The sequence below is a fragment of the Bradyrhizobium sp. ORS 86 genome (assembly GCF_045571475.1).
Lineage (GTDB): Bacteria > Pseudomonadota > Alphaproteobacteria > Rhizobiales > Xanthobacteraceae > Bradyrhizobium.
This window is the reverse complement of sequence record NZ_CP120699.1, coordinates 5,539,956-5,561,046: the sequence shown is the minus strand read 5'-3', so window position 1 is coordinate 5,561,046 and position 21,091 is coordinate 5,539,956. Positions and strand designations below refer to the sequence as shown.

General features: G+C 65.1%; 17 protein-coding genes. 5 read left to right on the top strand and 12 right to left on the bottom strand.

Annotated elements, in window-relative coordinates; all coding sequences use genetic code 11:
- Window positions 1-34: 34 nt before the first annotated feature.
- Both P6U25_RS25705 and P6U25_RS25700 read left to right on the top strand, forming a co-directional pair.
- The gene (locus P6U25_RS25705) at window positions 35-3,133 is read left to right on the top strand and encodes a multidrug efflux RND transporter permease subunit (protein ID WP_407147562.1); all 3,099 of its coding nucleotides are present in this window, start codon (window positions 35-37) and stop codon (window positions 3,131-3,133) included.
- Window positions 3,134-3,274: 141 nt separating this feature from the next.
- Window positions 3,275-4,021: a hypothetical protein gene (locus P6U25_RS25700; RefSeq protein ID WP_407147561.1), complete on the top strand. Its 747-nt coding sequence runs from the start codon at window positions 3,275-3,277 to the stop codon at window positions 4,019-4,021.
- A 126-nt stretch (window positions 4,022-4,147) separates the two neighbouring features.
- Here P6U25_RS25700 and P6U25_RS25695 read toward each other — a convergent pair whose 3' ends face one another.
- From P6U25_RS25695 to P6U25_RS25640, 12 genes are all read right to left on the bottom strand, one after another.
- The gene (locus tag P6U25_RS25695) at window positions 4,148-5,038 is read right to left on the bottom strand and encodes an ABC transporter permease (RefSeq protein ID WP_407147560.1); all 891 of its coding nucleotides are present in this window, start codon (window positions 5,036-5,038) and stop codon (window positions 4,148-4,150) included.
- Window positions 5,039-5,042: 4 nt separating this feature from the next.
- Complete coding sequence (locus tag P6U25_RS25690) at window positions 5,043-5,984, bottom strand: ABC transporter permease (protein WP_407147559.1); 942 nt, start codon at window positions 5,982-5,984, stop codon at window positions 5,043-5,045.
- 391 nt (window positions 5,985-6,375) lie between these two features.
- Window positions 6,376-7,887 carry an ABC transporter substrate-binding protein gene (locus P6U25_RS25685; protein WP_407147558.1) on the bottom strand — a complete coding sequence of 504 codons (1,512 nt, stop codon included), beginning with the start codon at window positions 7,885-7,887 and terminating at the stop codon, window positions 6,376-6,378.
- Window positions 7,888-7,903: 16 nt separating this feature from the next.
- A complete protein-coding gene (locus P6U25_RS25680; protein ID WP_407147557.1) occupies window positions 7,904-9,010 on the bottom strand; it encodes an ABC transporter ATP-binding protein in 1,107 nt (368 codons plus the stop codon).
- Complete coding sequence (locus P6U25_RS25675) at window positions 9,007-9,996, bottom strand: ABC transporter ATP-binding protein (RefSeq protein WP_407147556.1); 990 nt, start codon at window positions 9,994-9,996, stop codon at window positions 9,007-9,009. Before P6U25_RS25675 ends, P6U25_RS25680 begins: the two co-directional genes overlap by 4 nt.
- Window positions 9,993-10,703, bottom strand: coding sequence for a DUF1028 domain-containing protein (locus tag P6U25_RS25670; protein ID WP_407147555.1), 711 nt, complete (start codon window positions 10,701-10,703; stop codon window positions 9,993-9,995). Before P6U25_RS25670 ends, P6U25_RS25675 begins: the two co-directional genes overlap by 4 nt.
- A 222-nt stretch (window positions 10,704-10,925) precedes the next feature.
- Complete coding sequence (locus tag P6U25_RS25665; RefSeq protein WP_407147554.1) at window positions 10,926-12,731, bottom strand: gamma-glutamyltransferase family protein; 1,806 nt, start codon at window positions 12,729-12,731, stop codon at window positions 10,926-10,928.
- 98 nt (window positions 12,732-12,829) lie between these two features.
- On the bottom strand, window positions 12,830-13,825 hold the full coding sequence (locus P6U25_RS25660) for an ABC transporter ATP-binding protein (protein WP_407147553.1): 996 nt from the start codon (window positions 13,823-13,825) through the stop codon (window positions 12,830-12,832).
- Complete coding sequence (locus P6U25_RS25655; RefSeq protein ID WP_407147552.1) at window positions 13,822-14,805, bottom strand: ABC transporter ATP-binding protein; 984 nt, start codon at window positions 14,803-14,805, stop codon at window positions 13,822-13,824. Before P6U25_RS25655 ends, P6U25_RS25660 begins: the two co-directional genes overlap by 4 nt.
- Window positions 14,802-15,767, bottom strand: coding sequence for an ABC transporter permease (locus P6U25_RS25650; protein WP_407147551.1), 966 nt, complete (start codon window positions 15,765-15,767; stop codon window positions 14,802-14,804). Before P6U25_RS25650 ends, P6U25_RS25655 begins: the two co-directional genes overlap by 4 nt.
- A gap of 16 nt (window positions 15,768-15,783) precedes the next feature.
- Entirely contained in the window at window positions 15,784-16,764 is a 981-nt protein-coding gene (locus P6U25_RS25645) for an ABC transporter permease (protein WP_407147550.1), read from the bottom strand.
- Window positions 16,765-16,867: 103 nt separating this feature from the next.
- Window positions 16,868-18,466, bottom strand: coding sequence for an ABC transporter substrate-binding protein (locus P6U25_RS25640; RefSeq protein ID WP_407147549.1), 1,599 nt, complete (start codon window positions 18,464-18,466; stop codon window positions 16,868-16,870).
- A 198-nt stretch (window positions 18,467-18,664) separates the two neighbouring features.
- Here P6U25_RS25640 and P6U25_RS25635 point away from each other — a divergent pair, with 198 nt between their 5' ends.
- The 3 genes from P6U25_RS25635 to P6U25_RS25625 all read left to right on the top strand — a co-directional run bounded on the left by P6U25_RS25635 (window position 18,665) and on the right by P6U25_RS25625 (window position 21,084).
- The gene (locus P6U25_RS25635) at window positions 18,665-19,918 is read left to right on the top strand and encodes an NAD(P)/FAD-dependent oxidoreductase (RefSeq protein ID WP_407147548.1); all 1,254 of its coding nucleotides are present in this window, start codon (window positions 18,665-18,667) and stop codon (window positions 19,916-19,918) included.
- 111 nt (window positions 19,919-20,029) lie between these two features.
- Window positions 20,030-20,284 (top strand): DUF6489 family protein, encoded by a 255-nt coding sequence (locus P6U25_RS25630; RefSeq protein ID WP_407147547.1) that lies wholly within the window; start codon window positions 20,030-20,032, stop codon window positions 20,282-20,284.
- Between the two features lie 8 nt (window positions 20,285-20,292).
- Complete coding sequence (locus P6U25_RS25625; protein ID WP_407147546.1) at window positions 20,293-21,084, top strand: esterase/lipase family protein; 792 nt, start codon at window positions 20,293-20,295, stop codon at window positions 21,082-21,084.
- Window positions 21,085-21,091 lie beyond the last annotated feature (7 nt).

The window sequence follows — 21,091 nt, the reverse complement described above, 5'->3', positions numbered from 1 at the left end:
CCGCAATCGGCAGAGAACACGAATAGGGTTGGCAATGGCCTTCACTGACATTTTCATCAAGCGGCCGGTGCTGTCGATCGTCGTCAGCATGCTGATCCTGCTGATCGGCCTGCGCGCTGCAATGGTGCTGCCGATCCGGCAATATCCGAACCTGTCGAACACCGTGGTGACGATCACCACCTCCTATCCTGGCGCCTCGCCGGAGCTGATCAACGGCTTCATCACCACGCCGATCGAGCAGGCGGTCGCCTCGGCCGAGGGCGTCGACTACATGACGTCGAACTCGGTGCTCGGCACCTCGACGATCCAGGTCTACATCAAGCTCAATCACGATCCGAACCAGGCGCTGACCGAGGTGCTCGCCAAGGTCAACTCGGTCAAATACCTGATCCCGAAGGAAGCGTTCGACCCGGTCGTGACCAAGGCGACCGGTGATACCATCGCGGTGATGTATCTCGGCTTCTCCAGCGAGGAGCTGACGGGATCGGCGATCTCGGACTATCTGACGCGCGTCGTGCAGCCCGTGCTGTCGACGGTCGACGGCGTCGCATCCGCTGACATTCTCGGCGGCCAGACCTTCGCAATGCGCGTCTGGCTTGATCCGATCCGGATGGCCGGCCGCGGCGTGTCGCCGAACGACGTCGCTGCCGCGATCGCCGCCAACAACTTCCAGGCGGCCGCCGGCCAGACCAAGGGCTTCTTCATCGTCTCCAACGTCTCGGCCAATACCGACCTTCAGAGCATCGATCAGTTCAAGCGGATGATCGTGAAGTCGAAGGACGGCGGCTTCGTGCGCATCGAGGACATCGCGACGGTGGAGCTCGCGGCCCAGAGCACGGATGCCAGCGTCGCCTTCAACGGCGAGCATGCGATCTTCATCGGCATCAAGGCGACGCCGCAGGGCAACCCGCTGACCCTGGTCAAGGGCGTGCGCGCGCTGTTCCCCGAGCTCGAGCGCAACCTGCCGCCGTCGATGAAGATGAAGGTGGCCTATGACTCCACCAAGTTCATCCAGTCGTCGATCGACGAGGTGCAGAAGACGCTCGGCGAAGCGGTTATGATCGTCGTCGTCGTCATCTTCCTGTTCCTGGCGTCGATCCGCTCGGTGATCATCCCGGTCGTGACGATTCCGCTGTCGCTGGTCGGCGTCTGCATCCTGATGCTGGCGGCGGGCTTCAGCTTCAACCTGCTGACGCTGCTGGCGATGGTGCTGGCAATCGGCCTCGTGGTCGACGACGCCATCGTGGTGGTGGAGAACATCCATCGCCATCTCGAGGAAGGCCTGCCACCGGTCCAGGCGTCGCTGAAGGGCGCGCGCGAGATCGTGGGCCCCGTCATCTCCATGACGATCACGCTGGCGGCGGTGTACGCGCCGATCGGCTTCCTCGGCGGCGTCACCGGTGCGCTGTTCCGCGAATTCGCCTTCACGCTGGCCGGCTCGGTCATCGTGTCGGGCGTGATCGCCCTGACGCTGTCGCCGATGATGTGCTCGGTGTTTCTCAAGAGTGCCGACGAAGGGCGCTTCGCCAGGCTCGTCAACCGCGTGTTCGGCGCGGTGACGCGCTGGTACGGCCGCCAGCTCGACCGCTCGCTCGACTATCGCCCGATCACCGGCTTGTTCGCGGTGACCATCCTCGGCCTGGTCGGCTTCCTCTATATGCATACGCAGAAGGAGCTGGCACCGCAGGAAGACCAGGGCATCGTGTTCGCGGTGACCAAGGCACCGAAATACGCCAACATCGACTACATCGATTACTACGGCGACAAGATCGACAAGGAGTTCAAGAAGTTTCCCGAGACCGACCTGCGGTTCGTGCTGAACGGCATCACCGGTCCGCAGGGCGGCTTCGCCGGCATGCTGCTGAAGCCGTGGGATGAGCGCAAGCGCTCCGCGCAGACGCTTCAGCCGCTGGTGCAGAACGAGCTGTCGAAGATCGAGGGCGTCAGCGCATTCGCGTTCAGCCTGCCGCCGTTGCCCGGCGGTCCGGGCGGCCTGCCGGTCCAGATGGTGATCAGCTCGACGTCCGGCTTCCAGCAGGTGTTCGAGCAGATGAACAAGCTGAAGGAAGCCGCGCGCAAGAGCGGCCTGTTCATCGTCACCGACAGCGACCTCGACTTCAACCAGCCGGTGGTCCGCGTAAAGGTCGACCGCACCAAGGCGAGCGACCTTGGCATCACCATGCAGTCGATCGGCAATGCATTGGCGACGTTGCTCGGTGGCAACTACGTCAACCGCTTCAACCTGGAAGGGCGTTCCTACCAGGTGATTCCGCAGGTGCCGCGCGTCAGCCGCCTGGCGCCGGGGGCGTTCGACGATTACTACGTCCCGACTGCGACCGGGACTCTGGTGCGGCTGTCGACCGTCGTCTCGGTCGAGACCGGCGTCGATCCGAATGCGCTTACCCACTACAACCAGCTCAACTCGGCGACCTTCCAGGCCGTGCCGATGCCCGGCGTCTCGATGGGGCAGGCGGTGGAGTTCCTGCAGGGCGAAGCCAAGAAGCTGCCGTCCGGCTTCAGTTATGACTTCCTGGCCGACTCCCGGCAGTACGTCCACGAAGGCAATCAGCTCTTGGTGACATTTGCGTTCGCGATCATCATCATCTTCCTGGTGTTGGCGGCGCAGTTCGAGAGCCTGCGCGACCCGTTCGTGATCATGATCAGCGTGCCGATGGCGATCGTCGGCGCCCTGATCCCGCTGTTCTTCGGTGTCGCGACCATGAACATCTATACCCAGGTGGGCCTGCTGACGCTGGTCGGGCTGATCACCAAGCACGGCATCCTGATGGTGGAGTTCGCCAACGAGCTGCAGCTCAACGAGGGACTGGATCGCCGCTCGGCGATCGAGATGGCGGCCCGCATCCGCCTGCGTCCGATCCTGATGACGACGGCGGCCATGGTCACCGGCCTGCTGCCGCTGCTCACCGCCTCGGGCGCCGGCGCCGCCAGCCGCTTCTCGATCGGGCTCGTGGTGGTCGCCGGCATGACGATCGGCACGCTGTTCACGCTGTTCGTGCTGCCGGCCGTCTACATGACGATCGCGACCGACCACCAGTCCAAGGCGAACTCCGAACGCGCCAAGCAGATCGCCGATTTCGATCTCGAGGGCCGCGGCGCACTGAAACCGACCTGAGCCCTCCAAGCTCATGCTCGCAGGAAAGGCGGCACTGGCGAAAGCCACTGCCGCCTTTTCTTTGTCCCGCGGCATCTCGCGCCGGTAGCCGGCTCGCGCGAATGCTGTAAGCTCGCCGGACAAGATCTGGAGGAAACAGACATGGTGAGCGACTTCGCGGCCGGGAATTACCGGTTCATCCCCGCCGTCTTCCAATATTCGAGCGGTGCGCAGGCAAGTCCCGGCTATGAGATCGAGCGGGTGCGCTTCGACCGCCTGGTGCCGCTTGCGGAGGGGTTTGCGCGGATCGCGGCCTACATCCAGGCGGCCGGCCGGCCGCTGACGTCGTTCTGCGCGTGTGAATTGCGCTCGCCGGCGGCCTTCACCGAAGACGGCTTCCGCGCCTTCAACCAGCATTACGTCAAGACACTCGCGGACTGGGGCTTGTACGACGGCGGCAGCACCAACCCGGTGGCGCGCAGCAACGTCTGCCCCGAGATCGATCCTCCGGCGGAGCCGTCGTTCTATGCGTTCTCCTTCACCCGGCCGGGCGCAAGCGCGTCCCAGTCCTTCGTGATCGCGGGCGGAGCCGAGGCGCGTGACGGTCCCGGCAGCTATCCGGAGCGCACCGTGCGCTATCGCGACCTCAGCCCGGAGGCGTGGCGGGAGAAGGTCCGCTTCACCACCGGCGAGATGGAGCGGCGGCTTGCCGAGTTCGGTTTCACCTGGGCGGATACGACAGCCGTGCAGGCCTACACCGTGCACGACGTGCATCCCGTGATCGTCGACGAACTGGTTCGCCGCGGTGCCACGCGCTCGGGCCTGACCTGGCACTTCTGCCGCCCGCCGGTGGTCGATCTCGAATACGAGATGGATTGCCGCAGAGTGCTGCGCGAGGTGGTGATTTAGGTCGAGAGTCCTGCCAGATCCGTCATCCTGAGGAGCGCGTAGCGCGTCTCGAAGGATGCTCGGCCACAGCCGGGCCGTCGTGCTTCGAGACGGCCGCTTCGCGGCCTCCTCAGCATGACGGTCAGCTTACCGCGCCTTCGGATCCAGCGCGTCGCGCAGGCCGTCGCCGACCAGGTTGAACGACAGCACCACGAGGAAGATCGCAAGCCCGGGCCAGATCGCCATCCACGGCGCGCTGGTGAGGAACCGCTGCGCGGCGTTGAGCATGCTGCCCCAGGACGGTGCCGGCGGCTGCTGGCCGAGGCCGAGGAAGGACAGCGCGGCCTCGGCGATGATCGCGGCCGCGATCGACAGCGTCGCCTGCACCAGCAGAGCCGGCAGGATGTTCGGCAGGATGTGGACCAGCGCGATGCGCCAGCGCGGATTGCCCATCGCGCGCGCTGCCTCGACGTAATCCTCGACCTTGACGCTCATCACCTGGCCGCGGGTCAGGCGGATGAAGATCGGCGTCGCCGAGACGCCGATCGCGATCATCGCATTGCCGAGGCTCGGCCCCAAGAAGGCCGCAAGTGCGATCGCCAGGATCAGGAACGGGCAAGCCAGCATCGCATCGGTGATGCGGCTGATCAGCGCGTCGATGAAGCCACCACGGTAGCCGGCGAGGAGCCCGAGCGGAACGCCGATCACCAGCGCAATGCCGACCGAGATCACGCCCGCAAGCAGCGAGGCGCGGGCGCCAAACACGACGCGGGCCAGCACATCGCGGCCGAGCTCGTCGGTGCCGAACCAGTGCTGCGCCGAGGGTGCTTTGCGCACCAGCGACCAGCTCGTGGCGATCGGATCGTAGGGCACGATCAGCGGCGCGAAGATCGCGAGCAGAACGAAGAGGGCGATCACCGCAAGTCCGAGCACCGCGCCCTTGCGCCTGACGAGCCGCCGCCAGGCGCGCCGCGCCGGGCTCTCCAGCGTCTCGGAGGCGGCGAGTGCGGCTGATGTCCCGAGCGTGGCATCGGCCATCGGATCAGCTCCTCAGCCGCGGGTTGACGAGGATGTAGGCGATGTCGGCAATCAAATTGAGCGTGATGTAGATCGTCGCCGTGGTCAGCACCACGCCCTGCACCACGGCATAATCGCGGTTGAACACGGCATCGACGATCAGCTTGCCGAATCCGGGGATCGAGAAGATCTCCTCGGTGAGGACGGCGCCAGACAACAGCGTGCCGAGCTCGAGCGCGCCGAGCGTGATGATCGGCGTCAGCGCGTTGCGCATCGCGTGCTTGAGGATCACCGAGCGCTCGGAAAGTCCCTTGGCGCGCGCGGTGCGGACGTAGTCGCTCTCCAGCACCTGCAGCATGGCGCTTCTGGTGTGGCGCATCAGGATCGCCGCGATTGCGTTGCCGAGCACGAAGGCCGGCATGATGGTCGCGGCGATGCTCGCGCGCCAGTCCTCGGTCAGCGGCACGTAGCCGGAGGCCGGCAGCCAGCCCAGTTCGATCGAGAACAGGAAGATCAACATGATGCCGAGCCAGAAATTCGGCGTCGAGATGCCCCACAGCGCGAACAGATTGGCGCCATAATCCCAGGCACTGCCCTTCTTCACCGCCGAGATGATGCCGGCGGGAATCCCAATCAGGAAGGCGATCACGATCGCCATCCCGGCGAGCTGCAGCGTCACCGGCAGCTTCTGCGCGATCAGGCTCAACACCGGCATCTTGTTGCGCAGCGATTCGCCGAAATCGCCCGACAGCACGCCCTTGACCCAGTACGCGTATTGCACCGGGATCGGCTGATCGAGGTGATACTGCGCGCGGATCTGCGCGATCACGGCCGGATCGCGCTCCTCGCCTGCCATCACCAGAGCCGGATCGCCCGGCAGCAAATGTTGCAGCGAGAAGATCAGGACCGAGACGAAGAACAGCGTCGGGACGATCTGGAGCAGCCGCCTGGCGAGAAAGTTCAGCATGGCGATCGTCCATTCCTGCACGAAGAAACGTCGGACGTGACGACACGCTCAGCTATTTCCGTCCCCTCCACCCTTGTGGGGGAGGGCAATCGCATTTGGGAGAAAAGCGCCCTGCGGCCATCCTTCGAGACGCCCGCCTTTGGCGGGTTCCTCAGGATGAGGTCTTGTTTTGCGGCACAATAATAGATCCTCATGGTGAGGAGCGCCGCTTGCGGCGCGTCTCGAACCACGAGGCCGAGTACGTGCCGCCCAAGGCGGCATATGCGATAGCCCTGCCTTGTGGGTGAGGGATAGGGAGGGGAATAACCCAACGGGATTTCGTGGCACCCCCCACCCCAGCCCTTCCCCACAAGGGGGGAGGCAGTGGAGAGAGTGCCGGTCGCAGCGGTTCTCATTTCAGTTTCAGCCCGACCACGCGCACCAGTCCGTCGGGCATCTGCTTGTAGCCTTCGAGTTTTGTGGTGTGCGCGATGATGATGCGACGGTGATAGATGTAGAGAAGGGGCTCATCGTCGAGTTCGAGCTTGGTCAGCTTGGCGTAGGTCGCCTTGCGCTGCGCCATGTCGGTGGTGAGACGGGCATCGTCGAGCGCCTTGTCGGCCTCGGGATTGCTCCAGGCGCTGTAGTTCTGCGGCGCGTTGGAGTGCAGGAAGACATAGGAGTTGCCGTCCGGATCGATCCGGCCGCTCCAGGCCAGCATATAGGCCTGGTATTCGCCGGCCTCCGCCTGCTTCAGCGAGGTTGCAAACTCGGTCACCCTGATCTTCATGTCGAAGCCGGCTTCCGCCGCCATCGACTGAATGACCTGCGCGCTGCCTTCGGTTTCCGGCCCCTTCGGCACCATGAAGTCGACCGTCACGGGCGGTGTGACGCCGGCCTCCTTGAGCAGCGCCTTCGCCTTCTCGACGTCGCGCGCGCGGATCGGAAAGTCCTTCTGGTAGTAGGGATGCTCCGGGCTGACCCACTGGTTTCCGGGCTTGAACTCGCCATTGAACACCACCTGGTTGATGGCGTCGCGATCGATCGAGAGGTCGAGCGCCTGCCGCACCTTGGCGGACTGGCTCAAGGGGCCCTTGGCCTTGTCCTTGCCGATGTTGAGCGTGATGCCCTGATAGCCGAGCTCGATCGCGCTCGACACTTTCAGGCGGGAGTCCGCACGCACGTCCTTCAGGTCGGTCGCGAGCACGCGCTCGATCAGGTCGAGCCCGCCGGATTTCAGGTTGGCGAGCCGTACGGTGGGATCAACGATCGGCAGATAGACGATGCGGTCGATGAAGACGTTGTCCTTGTTCCAATAGTCGGCGAACTTCTCCAGCACGATGCGGTCCTGCTGCACGCGTTCGACGAACTTGTAGGGGCCGGCGCAGACCGGGTGCAGGCCGAACTTGTCGCCTTCGGCCTTGGCGGCCTTGGGCGACACCATCATGCCGGCGCGGTCGGTGAGCTGTGCGATCAGCGGCGAGAACGGCGCTTTCAGCACCAGCTTGATGGTGAGAGGATCGACGACGTCGATATGGTCGACGCTGGCGAGCTCGGGCTTGCGGAACGAGCCGGGGAACGTCAGGTGCCGCTCCAGCGAGAATTTGGCGGCCTCCGCGTCGAGCGGCTCGCCGTCCTGGAATTTGACGCCGGGCCGCAGCTTGATCGTGACCTCCTTGCCGTCGGTGGAGGTCTCGTGCGACAGCGCAAGCTGCGGCACGATGTTCAGCTTCTCGTCGATATCGAACAGCTTGTCGCACAGCGCGGCAAACACGATGCGTCCGACATAGGTACGCGCCATGGTCGGATCGAGGACGTCGGGATCCTCGGCAAGCCCGATTCGCAGCGTGGTCTGCGCCTGGGCGCCGGCCACCAGCGACAGCAGCAGGGTCGCGGCAGTTGCCGCCAAACGAAGCGTCCTCATCATCCAGCTCCCATCGTTATGCCTGTGGCGCCGTCCTGACCTGACCAACCCCGGCGCGTCCGGTCCCTTCCGTCGTGGCGCCGAAGGCGGCGACCAATTTCTCCAGCACCGGCGAGAACGCACCGTCGGAGGGTACGATGCTCTCCGGCGGCGGCAGCTCCGCTGTGCGGTGACAGGCCGTGGCATGGCCTGTGCTATCCGCCAGCAATTGTGGCACCTCGCTGCGGCAGCGTGCGATCACGTAAGGACAGCGGGTGTGGAAGCGGCAGCCTTGCGGTGGATGGAGCGCGCTCGGCAGCTCGCCCTCCAGCACGATGCGGCTGCGCTTGGCGCGCGGTTTCGGCACCGGGATCGCCGACAACAGCGCCCGGCTATAGGGATGGCGCGGCGCGGCGAACAGTGCTTGCGCGTCCGCCGTCTCGACGATGGTGCCGAGATTCATCACCGCGACGCGGTCGGCAATGTGCTTCACGACCGCCAGATCGTGCGAGACGAAGATGTAGGCGAGCTTCAGGCGATCCTGCAAATCGCGCAAAAGATTCAAGATCTGCGAGCGGATCGAGACGTCGAGCGCCGACACCGGCTCGTCGCAGATGATCAGCTTTGGCTCGACCGCAAGGGCCCGCGCGATCGCGATGCGCTGGCGCTGGCCGCCGGAGAATTCGTGCGGATAGCGGCGGGCGAAGCGCGGTTCGAGGCCGACCAGGCGCAACAGCTCGTCCACCCGCTCGCGGCGGCGCGCCGGCGGCACCAGATTGTGCAACGCCAGCGGCTCGGTCAGGATCTGGGCCACCGTCATCCGCGGATTGAGCGAGGCGTAAGGGTCCTGGAAGATGAGCTGCGCGTCGCGGCGGAATGTGCGCAACTGCTCGGCGTTGAGCGCGCCGAGATCGCGCCCCTCGAAGCGCACGGTGCCCGCGTCCGACTCGATCAGCCGCAGCACCAGCCGGCTGACGGTGGATTTGCCGCAACCGGATTCGCCGACCAGCGCCAGCGTCCTGCCGGCCTCGACCGTGAAGCTGACGCCGTCGACAGCCTTCACATGTGCGGTCGGCCGGCCGAACACCGAGCGTTCGGCGACGAAATGCTTCTTTAGCCCCTCGACCTCGAGCAGCGCGCTCATGACACCAGCCGTTCCAGCGGCGCCCTGATGCAGCGCGAGGCGTGTGTTGCGTTCAGCATCGCGAGCGGCGGCGGGGATTTCGTGCAGGCGTCCTCGGCGAACGGGCACCGCGCGGCGAAGCGGCAGCCCGCGGGCGGATTCGCCATGTTCGGCACCATGCCCTCGATGGTGGCGAGATGGGTGGTACGGCGATCGAGCCGCGGGATCGAGCCGAGCAGGCCGACCGTGTAAGGATGCTGCGGATTGGCGAACAGTTCGTCCACCGGTGCGCGCTCGACGATCTCGCCGGCATACATCACCGCGACCTCGTCGCAGACCTCGGCGACCACGCCGAGGTCGTGGGTGATCAGGATGATCGCAGCACCGCTTGCGGCCTTCAGCTCGCGCATCAAGTCGAGAATTTGGGCCTGCAAGGTGACGTCGAGCGCGGTGGTCGGCTCGTCGGCGATCAGGAGCTGCGGGTCGCAGGCCAGCGCCATCGCGATCATCACGCGCTGGCGCATACCGCCGGACAGCTTGTGCGGAAACTCGTCGATGCGTTTCTCGGGTGAGGGGATATGGACCCGCCGCAGCAGCTCGATGGCGCGCTCGCGCGCCTTCCGCCGCGAGCCGCCGCGGTGGCGCAGGATGGTCTCGATGATCTGGTCGCCGATCGTGAAGCTCGGATTGAGTGAGGTCATCGGCTCCTGGAAGATCATCGCCAGGCGATTGCCGCGCAGGTGGCGCAGCGTCTCATCGGGGACGTCGAGCAGGTCGGAGCCGTCGAAGCGGATCGCTCCCGACACGGTCGCGGATTGCTTCGGCAGCAGCCCCATGATCGCAAGCGATGTCACACTCTTGCCGCAGCCGGATTCACCGACCAGGCCGAGCGTTGCGCCGTTGGCGACGGAAAGATCGACCCGGTCGACCGCATGCGTGGTGCGGCCGTCGTCGCCCTGGAAGATGACGCGCAGGCCGTCGATCTCGATCAGCGGACGCGCCGTCATTGCCGGCTCGCTGTCGCAGCTTCGATCCCGGCCTCGATCACGGCGCGATCGGTGACGCCGGCCGGGTTGTCCCGCGTCGGCATGAAGCGGCGGAAATGCACCCAGCGCTCGCGGCTGACGGCCTCCAGCCGCTCCAGCTCGCGCAGGGGCTCGGCATGATCGTCGACCCGCAAATCGAGATCGGACCATTCCTCGGCGCCATGAATCAGCAGCGCTGCCGATTGCTTGCCGCGCTTGTCGCCGCCCGCCGCTTCACCGGCAAGCATGGCCTTGATCAGCCGTTGCGGCAACGGCAGCGTCTCATGCGCGGCATAGGTCCGCGCCGTCTCGTCCAGCACCGCCGGCCCGGTCAGCATGTTGCCGGCGATCGAAAAGCCGTCGCCCGCGATGTTGCCGAACCAGTCGATGCACTCCTTGCCGGAATGCGCTGCGATGCGGCCCTTGGCGTCAATGATATGCACCTGCCGGCTGTTGCGGCCGGCGTCGGCGGCGACCAGCGCGGCGATGACGTCGTGCGGACTTTTCCCCTCGCGCAGCAGCGTAAGGCCGTCGATGCCGTAGTAGGGATTGACCATCGCCTGGGTCGCGATCGCGCCGATTCCGGCAGCGACATAGGGCACCCGCGCGCCGGATGCGAAGAACCGCGTCGCAACGGCGATGCCGAACTGCCCGGTGGCGCTGTCGCGGGCGATGATCGACCAGGTCATCTCATATCCCTATCTCCCTCTCCCCGCTCTCGCGGCGAGAGGGTTGGGGTGAGGGGCTCGTTCCGTCGACAACGGTGTAGGTCGAATATGCGGAGATTCCCCCTCACCCGGAATCCGAGCTCTGCTTGAATTCCGACCTCTCCCCGCAAGCGGGGCGAGGTGAAGTTGGGAGCTGACTCTGCAATCCGACGCGACATCGTCATGCTGTGGCGGTCGTCTCGTTTAGCGGCCGGCGGCGTAGCCCTGCATGCCGCGCGGGTTGGCCGCGGCGCGGCGACGAGCCCCGACTTTCGAGGCCGCCGTCAGCCGGCCTTCCGACCAGTCGGGACCAATCTCCACCACATGGCCGCGGCGCTTCAATTCGTCGATGGTCGACTTCGGAACCCTGTTCTCCAGCACCAGCACGCCGGGACGCGCGGTGCGCGGCCAGAACGAGATCGGAAAGTGCTCGGAGTGCCAAGCCGGCGCGTCGATCGCCTCCTGCAGATTGAGCCTGGCGTGGACATGGCGCAGGAAGAACTGCGTGATCCACTGATCCTGCTGATCGCCGCCCGGTGAGCCCCAGGCGAGATACGGCTCGCCATCGCGCAGAGCCATGCTGGGCGACAGTGTGGTGCGCGGCCGCTTGCCCGGCGCGAGCGCGGCGGGATGGTTTTCCTCCAGCCAGAACATCTGGGCGCGGCTGCCGAGGCAGAAGCCGAGTTCGGGAATCACCGGCGAGGACTGCAGCCAGCCGCCGGACGGCGTCGCCGAAATCATGTTGCCGGCCTTGTCGATGATGTCGAAATGCACGGTGTCGCCGCGCACTTCGCCGAACCGGCCGACCGTCGGCTCGCCGGCGCCCATGGCGCCGACCGCCTCGCGATGGCCTTCGGCATGGCGCAGCTTGACGACGCCGCCGAAACCCTCGACCGAGCCGGGACGGAACTCGAGCGACGCGTGATCCTTCGAGATGAGCTTGCGCCGCTCGTCATTGTAGGAATCCGACAACAGCGTCTCGATCGGGATGTCCGTGAACTTTGGATCGCCATAGAAGGTCTCGCGATCGGCATAAGCGAGCTTGGCGCATTCGATCTGCAGATGGATGAAGTCGGGGCCGGCGGGATCGAGCCCGTCGAGGTCAAAGCCCTTCAGCAGCGCGAGTTGCTGCAGCATCACCGGGCCCTGGCTCCAGACGCCGGCCTTCTGCACCGTGTAACGGCCGTAGTCATAGGTCAGCGGGGCTTCGATGGTCGGCTGCCAGCGCGCCATATCGTCGGCAGTCAGCACGCCGCGATGCGGCGAGCCGGAGACGTCCATGACGTCCTGGGTGCGGCAGAATTTGTCGATCGCCTCGGCGACGAAGCCCTTGGACCAGGCCTGGCGGGCGCGCTCGATCTGGGCGATGCGGTCGCCGCCGACGCTTTCGGCTTCCTTGAGGATGCGCGCATAGGTTTCCGCGAGCCGCTTGTTGGTGAAGAGGGTGCCGGGCTTCGGCACCGCGCCATCGGGCAAGTACACGTCGGCGGACGTGGTCCAGTGCTTCCGGAACAACTGTTCGACGGTCTTGATGGTGGCCGATGCGCGCTCGACCAGCGGATAGCCGTCGCGGGCGTATGAGATTGCGGGCTCGAGCACGTCGCGCAGCTTCAACGTGCCGTAGTCGCGCAGCAGCAGCATCCAGGATTCGAACGTGCCGGGTACGCAGGCTGCGAGCAGGCCGGTGCCGGGCACCATCTCCAGGCCCTCGCTGCGATAATGCGCGATCGTCGCCTTGGCCGGCGCCGGACCCTGGCCGCAGATCACCTCGGTCTTGCCGCGCCTGATATCGTGCACGATGATTGGCACATCGCCGCCAGGACCGTTCAGATGCGGCTCGACCACCTGCAGCGTGAACGCCGTTGCGACCCCGGCATCGAAGGCATTGCCGCCCTTCTCCAGCGTGGCCATGCCGACCGCGGTGGCGATCCAGTGCGTCGAGGTGACGACGCCGAAGGTGCCTTCGATCTCGGGCCTCGTCGTGAACGGATCGGGGTTGATATTGCTCATGGGGCTTCACTTTCGGGTGCGTCGTGTGGCGCGCACTTGATCACAGGCGGGCTGGGATGCCAACCGATTGGTTGACATGGCGGCTCCCATCCGCGTGACTATGCCGGAACAGCGGCGGCCGAATTGTTGACGGCGTGGCAGGCGACCCCGTCGATCAGTTCCGGCGTCTTCTGCCGGCAGAGATCGAAGGCGAGGGGGCAGCGCGGGTTGAAGGCGCAGCCCGGCGGCGGATCGATCGGGTTGGGGATCTCACCCTTCACGGGGATGCGCTGGCGGCCGGACATCGCCAGATCAGGCACCGCGCCGAGCAGCATCTTGGTGTAGGGCATCCGCGGATTGTCGAACAGCGTGCGGCCCTCGCTGATCTCGACGATCCGGCCGAGATACATCACGCCGATCCGGCTCGCCATGTGCCGGACGACCGCGAGGTTGTGACTGATGAAGAGATAGGTCAGGCCGAATTTGTCCTGCAGGTCGCGCATCAGATTGAGGATCTGCGCCTGCACGGAGACATCGAGCGCCGAGGTCGGCTCGTCGCAGACGATGAATTCGGCCTCCGAGGCCAGCGCGCGGGCGATCGCAATGCGCTGACGCTGGCCGCCGGAAAATTCATGCGGGAATTTCAGGCCGTCGTCGGGGTGCAGCCCGACGAGCGACAGCAGCTCGCCGACGCGCGCCTTGATGTCGCGCTCGCCCTGGATCAGCTCGAAGGCTCGGATCGGCTCGGCGACGATGGCATCGACCCTGAACCGCGGATTGAGGCTCGCATAGGGATCCTGGAAGATCATCTGGATGCGCCGGCGCAGGCGGCGGCGTGCCTGGGCCTGCCGCGGATCGGTCATCGAGACGCCGTCGATGACGACTTCGCCCGAGGTCGGCGGCAGCAGGCCGACGACCATGCGCGCGACCGTGGTTTTGCCGGAGCCGGATTCGCCGACCAGTGCCAGCGTCTCGCCGCGCTTGATATCGAAGCTGACGCCGTCGACCGCTTTGAGGAATTCGAGATGGCCGCCTTCCAGCACGCGGTTGAGCCACGGCTTCGAGACGTCGAAGACGCGGCGCAGATTCCTGACCTCGATCAATGTCGCGCTCATGCCGCCGTGTCCTTCGCCGGCTCGAACAGATGGCAGGCGACGGATTGCGCGCCTTGCCTGACAGGCTCGGGCCGTTCGATCCGGCAACGGTCGAAGGCGAACGCGCAGCGTGGATTGAACGGACAGCCCGGCGGGATCGCCGACAGCCGCGGCATCGAACCGGGAATCTGCACCAGCCGCTTGTCCTCGCCCGCAAGCGTCGGGATCGCGCCCATCAGGCCCTTGGCGTAGGGATGCAGCGGATTGCGCACCACGTCCTGCACCGGACCGATTTCCGCAATCCGGCCGGAATACATTACCGCGACACGGTCGCAGGTCTCCGCGATCACGCCCATGTCGTGGGTCACCAGCATCACCGCGGTGCCGTGGTCGCGGCCGAGCCGCTTGATCAGCGCGATGATCTGGGCCTGCACCGAGACGTCGAGCGCGGTGGTCGGCTCGTCGGCGATGATCAACTCGGGCTCTGCGCAGATCGCGAGTGCAATGACCACACGCTGGCGCATACCGCCGGAGAATTCGTGAGGGTAGCCGTCGATGCGCTTTTCCGGAGCGGGAATGCCGACCTCGGCGAGCAGGTCGATGGCGCGCCGGCGCGCGGCGCTCTCGCTGAGGTCGGTGTGCGTGCGGATGGTCTCGACGATCTGATCGCCGATCCGGTAGAGCGGATTGAGGCTGGTCAGCGGATCCTGGAAGATCATGCCGATCCGCTTGCCCCTGATACGGCGGAGCTCTTCCGGCGGAAGGTGATCGATCCGCGTGCCCGACAGCTCGATCTGGCCGCCGGAGATGCGGCCGGGCGGGTCGATCAACCCGATCACGGCGAGCCCCGTCACCGATTTGCCGGCGCCGGATTCGCCGACGACGCCGAGCACCTCGCCCTTGGCGATGTCGAACGAGACGCCGTTGATGGCGCGCAGTGTGGTGCGGCGGGTGACGAACTCCACCTCGAGGTTGCGCACGGAGAGAACGGGCTTGTTCATCGGAGCTTCGGATTCAGTGCGTCGCGCAGCCAGTCGCCGAGCAGGTTGATGGAGAGGATCAGGCCGGCAAGCGCAACGCCCGGGAAGGCGACGATCCACCACTCGCCCGCGAACAGATAGTTGTTGCCGATTCTGATCAATGTGCCGAGCGAGGGCATGGTGTCGGGCATGCCGGAGCCGAGGAACGACAGCGTCGCCTCGGTGATGATTGCGAGCGCGAGGTTGATGGTGGCGATCACGAGGATCGGGCCCATCGTGTTCGGCAGCACGTGCCGCAGCATGATCTTCGGTGCCGGCAGGCCGATGAGCTGCGCGGCCGCCACATAATCCTTGTTCTTCTCGACCATCACGGAGCCGCGCACGGTGCGGGCATATTGCACCCAGAAACTGAGGCCGATCGCGATCACGAGCACGCCGAGCGTGGCCGTCTCGTCGAGCCGGTTGCCGAGCAGCGACTTGGCGACGCCGTTGACCAGCAGTGCGATCAGGATCGCCGGAAAGGTGAGCTGCACGTCGGCAATCCGCATGATGACGCTGTCGGCCACGCCGCCGAAATAGCCCGCGACCAGTCCAAGCGCGATGCCGAGTGCGCCGGCGAAGATCACGCCCGACACGCCGACCGCGAGCGAGATGCGCATGCCGTAGAGGATCGCGGAGAAGACGTCGCGGCCCTGCTCGTCGGTGCCGAGCAGGAACGGACTCTGGCCGTCGGCCATCCATAGCGGTGGAATCCGAGAATTGATGAGCTGGAGCTGCGCCGGATCGAACGGGTTCTGGACCGCAAACCAGGATGCGAAGATCGCGAGCAGGAACAGCAGCGCGGTGATCGCGGCCGCCGCCATGGTCAGCTTCGAGCGGCGGAACGAGTAGAGGACGTCGCTGTCGAGCGCGCGCGTGAACCAGCCGGCGCGCGGGCCTTGCGCGTTGTCTTCACTGCGATGGGGAACGACGGCGTCGGACATGGATCGGTCTCTCGCCTCAGGTCGAGCGGCTGACGGTCGTGCGCAGCCTCGGATCGACGACGGTATAGAGGATGTCGACCACCAGGTTGATGGTGACGAAGATCAGCGAGACCATCAGAAGATACGCGGCCATGATCGGGATATCGACGTTTTGCACGGCCTGCACGAACAGGAGCCCCATGCCCGGCCACTGGAATACGGTTTCGGTGATGATCGAGAATGCAATAACCGAGCCAAACTGCAGGCCGGCGACCGTGATCACCGGAACCAGCGTGTTCTTTAGCGCGTGGCCGAAATGGATGGCGCGCGTGGTCAGTCCGCGGGCGCGGGCGAAGCGGATGTAGTCGGTGCGCAGCACCTCCAGCATCTCCGCACGCACCAGCCGCATGATCAGGGTCATCTGAAACAGTCCGAGCGTGATCGCCGGCATGATGATCGCTTTCCAGCCGGACACGGTGAGAAGTCCCGTGCTCCACCAGCCGAGCTTCACCACCTCGCCGCGGCCGAACGAGGGCAGCCAGCCCAAGGTCACCGCGAACAGATAGATCAGCAGGATGCCGATCAGGAAGGTCGGCAGAGAAATGCCGATCAGCGAGACCGCCTGGAATAATTTGGCCAGGATGGTGTCACGGCGCAGCGCCGAATAGACACCCATCAGAATGCCGGCCACCATCGCCAGCAGCGTCGCGCAGATCGCGAGCTCCAGCGTCGCCGGCATGCGCTCCGCGAGCAGCGAGGAGACCGGCAGGCGGAACTGGTAGGACACGCCGAATTTGAACTGCAGCGCATTGATGAAGTAGCGGCCAAATTGCACCAGCACGGGATCGTCGAGGCCGAGCGAGTGCCGGATTTCGGCCCGCTGCGCGGCGGAGGTGTCGATCGAGACCATCTGGTTCACCGGATCGCCGGCGAAGCGGAACATCGCGAACGCGATGACGCCGACGGCGAGCATGACGCCGATGGCCTGCAGGATGCGACGAAGAGTGAAAGCGAGCATCTCTACCTTTCACTGCTTTTGACATCCGGCGCGCGGCGTTGCGCGGCCGGAAAACGAGAGGTCCCGGAAGCAGGCGCTTCCGGGACCCAATTCGCCAAAACCACTATTCACCCTGTTTGGTCGCCCAGTAGAGTAGGACCTGGTTGTCCGCACGCTGGACCAATTTGACCTTTTTCGACACGCCCCACACCAGCGGTTGCTGATGCAGCGGAATGTAGCCGTAATCCTTGATAACGATGTCGTAGGCCTGCTTGATCAACTGGTCGCGCTTGGCCGTGTCGCTCTCGACCAGGATCTTGTCGGTCAGCGCGTCGACTTCCTTGTTGCAATAGCCGCCGAGATTGGCCTCGCCACGGGTCGAATCCTTCGGATCGTCCCGGCAGCCGAGGATGTCATGCAGCACGTTGTGGGAGTCTGAGGTCGCAGGCGTCCAGCCCAGCAAGAAGAACGAGGTCTGGTAGCCGCCGGGCTTCAGCACCTTGGCGAAATACTGCGCCTTCGGCTGCGCCAAGAGGTCCACCTTGACGCCGATGCGGGCCAGCATGCCGACCACCGCCTGGCAGATCGCGGCGTCATTGACGTAGCGGTCGTTCGGGCAGTCCATGGTGACTTCGAAACCGTTCGGGTAGCCGGCCTCGGTGAGGAGCTTTTTGGCGGCATCCGGATCGGCCTTCGGCCGGGTGAAGTCCTTCGACAGCGGATAAAGCTCGGGCGCGATCATCAGCGCCGAGGGCGTCGACATGCCGCGCATGACGCGGGTCTTGATCAGATCGACGTCGATCGCCTTGTAGAAGGCCTCGCGGACGCGGATGTCCTTGAACGGATTCTTGCCCTTGACGTTCGAGTACAAGAGCTCGTCGCGGGCCATATCCATGCCGATGAAGATGGTGCGGATCTCCGGTGCGGTCATCACGGTGGCGACGCCGCTCGCATTGACACGCTGGATGTCCTGGAGCGGAACCGGCTCGATCACGTCGACCTCGCCCGAGAGCAACGCGGCAACGCGGGTGGCGTCGGAGCCGATCGAGGTGAAGATGATCTCCTTGAGATTATGCTCCGGCTTCTTCCAGTAACCCGGAAACGCCTTGAACACGGTCTTCACGCCGGGCTGGTGGCTCTCGATCGTGAAGGGGCCGGTGCCGTTCTCGTGCAACGCAGCGTAGCTCGGCGTGGTTGCGGAGGCCGGCGTCGGTGCGACGGAGTTGTTCTCCTCGCACCACTTCTTGTCCATAATGTACCAGCTATCCCATTGCGAGATCAGGATGGGATTGGGCGAATCGAGCGTCACGTCGACGGTGTAATCGTCGACCTTGGTGAACTTTGCGTCGGCCGGGACGTTGCTGAGGAAGTTGGAGCCCTTGGCGCGGACACGGTCGGCGGAGAACAGGACGTCGTCGGCGGTGAAGGGATCGCCATTGTGGAATTTGACGCCCTTGCGCAGATGGAAGCGCCATTTGGTCGGGCTCAGAGTCTCCCAGCTTTCTGCCAGGGCGGGGATGATCTTGAGGTCCTTGTCGCGCGCGGTCAGGCCCTCGTAGACCTGGGCGTGATGCGCGATCGTCGTGGTTTCCTTCAGCGTGTAGGGATCCAGCGACTTGAGCTCGCCCTGGTTGGCGTAGCGCAAGGTCTGAGCTGATGCCGGTAGGGCACAAACGAGCAAAGCGACGGTGGTCGCCGCAAACAAACGCCAACATACCGACATGTGATTCAATATCCCCCGTTATTGTCCGCCGGTTGCTGACATCCGGCTGCTGTTGCGGCCCATGTTGCCAGAGTTTGCTGCCCACGCAAGCACGATTTCCCAAAGGGTTAGCCGGTTTGCGCGGGTGCGCCGCAATGACTAGGATTTCAAGATAAGGGGTAGCCGCGAGCGCGCGACATTCAACTTTCGGAGTGCCGGATGGCGGAATTGAAGGCCGACACCGTGGTCCTGGGGGCAGGAATGGTCGGCGTCAGTGCTGCCTTGCACTTGCAAAAGCGGGGCCGGGACGTGGCCCTGATCGATCGTCACAACGTTGCGGGTGAAGAAACGAGCTTCGGCAATGCCGGCATCATCGAATGCGCGTCGATCTTCCCTTACATGTTTCCGCGCGACGTCGGCGAGATCCTCAACTACGCGCTGAATCGCACGCCGCAGATGCGCTATCGCGTCCTCGACCTGCCGGAGTTCCTGCCTTGGCTGTTTCGTTACTACCTCGCTTCGTCGCCGGCGCGAGCGCTTGCCAGCGCCCGTGCCGAGTTGCCGTTGATCAGGCAGAGCCTCATCGAGCACGAGGCGCTGGTCGCTGAGGCGGGCGTGCCGGGTCTGCTGCGCAAGACCGGATGGCTGAAGCTGTATCGCTCCGAGGCCTCGCTGGCCAAGGCGGTGCACGAGGTTACGCGCGCCAAAGCATACGGCCTCGACAATCAGGTGCTCGACGCCAAGGCGATCGCGGCGCGCGAGCCGCATCTGACCGGCAAGTTTGCAGGCGGGGTGTATCTGCCGACGCCGGGCTTCGTTCCGGATCCCGGCGGGCTCGCCAAGGCCTATGCCGCCCTGTTCGGCCGCCGTGGCGGCCGCTTCTTCGTCGGTGACGGCCGTACGCTGGAGCAGCACGGCAGAAACTGGCGGATCGCGACGCTGCAGGGTTCGATCACCGCGCGCGAGGTCGTGCTCGCGATGGGACCGTGGTCCGATCAAGTGCTCGCACCGCTCGGCTACGCGATCCCGTTGCAGGTCAAGCGCGGCTATCACGTCCATGTCGCGCCGCGTGACAATGCCGTGATGAATGCGCCGGTGCTGGATGCCGATCTTGGCTACTGCCTCGCCCCGATGAACCGCGGCATCCGCGTCACCACCGGCGTCGAATTCGCAAGGCGCGATGCGCCCGCTTCGTCCGCCCAACTCGATCTGGCGGTGCCGCGCGCGCGGAAGCTGTTTCCGCTCGGCGAGGTCATCGACGCAAAGCCCTGGAAGGGCGCGCGGCCGTGCCTGCCGGACATGCTGCCGGTGATCGGCCGGGCGCCGCGGCATCCCGGCCTCTGGTTCGATTTCGGCCATCAGCATCATGGCCTGACGCTTGGGCCGGTCACCGGCCGGCTGCTCGCGGAGATGATGACCGGCGAAACACCGTTCGCGGATACCGGTCCATTTGCCGCGGAACGGTTTGGTTGACCATAACGGATGATTGAGGCCGACTGAGGCTCGGTGCAGAGCGGGTCGCTTGCATGACTCACCCTGTCGCGGTGATACTGATGCTGATGAGGCGCATGTGAGGAGGCGGATATGAAGGTCAATGTCGAGATAGATTGCACGCCCCTCGAAGCGCGGCAGTTCTTCGGACTGCCCGACGTGGCGCCGATGCAGACCGCTGTCATGGACAAGTTGCAGCAGCAGATGCTGTCGAACATCGAGAAGATCTCGCCGGAATCGTTGATGCAGAGCTGGTTCACCTTCGATCCCAAGCTCGCCGAGCGCTTCCAGGACATGTTCGTGGCGATGGCCGGTCTCGGCGGCATGGGCAAGAAAGACAAGAAATAGGGGCTGCCATGGACAGGAGCGCCGATGGGGCCGAGCGCCGGTTGCGCCCGCCAAGCTTGTTTCTGATGCTGGCCGAGGCGCGCGGTGTGTTTGAGTTCAACTCCAGCCTGCTGCTGTCGCCGCTCCTGATGCAGGCGCCGAAAGGCGACGGCCATCCGGTCCTCACGCTGCCGGGCTTCCTCGCCAGCGACCTTTCGATGGCGCCGATGCGGCGCTATCTGAAGGAGCTCGGCTACGAAGCCCATGCCTGGAACATGGGCCGCAATTTCGGCGGCGTTGCCAGCCGGCGCGCGGCACTGCGCGATCTTCTGAGGCGAATTCACGAGGCGTCCGGGCGCAAGGTCTCGATCGTCGGCTGGAGTCTGGGCGGCGTCTTTGCGCGCGATCTTGCAGTGCAGATGCCGGAACTGGTGCGCTCCGTCATCACGCTGGGCAGTCCGTTTGCCGGTGACATCCGTGCGACCAACGCGACGCGGCTCTATGAGTTCTTGTCCGGCGAGGCGGTGGATGACATCCCCGAGATCCGCGCGGCGATCGCCGGCGACATGCCGGTGCCCACGACCTCGATCTATTCCCGCACCGACGGCATCGTGAACTGGCGGACCAGCCGGGTGCAGCCGTCGCCGACGGCGGAGAACATCGAGGTGCATTTTGCGAGCCACATCGGGCTCGGTGTCAATCCGGCCGCGCTGTGGGCGCTCGCCGACCGCCTCGCGCAGCCGGAGGGCGAATTTCGTCATTTTAACCGGTCCGGTCCCTTTGCCATTGCTTATGGGCCCGCGGAACAGGCACTATCCTGAGCTGACA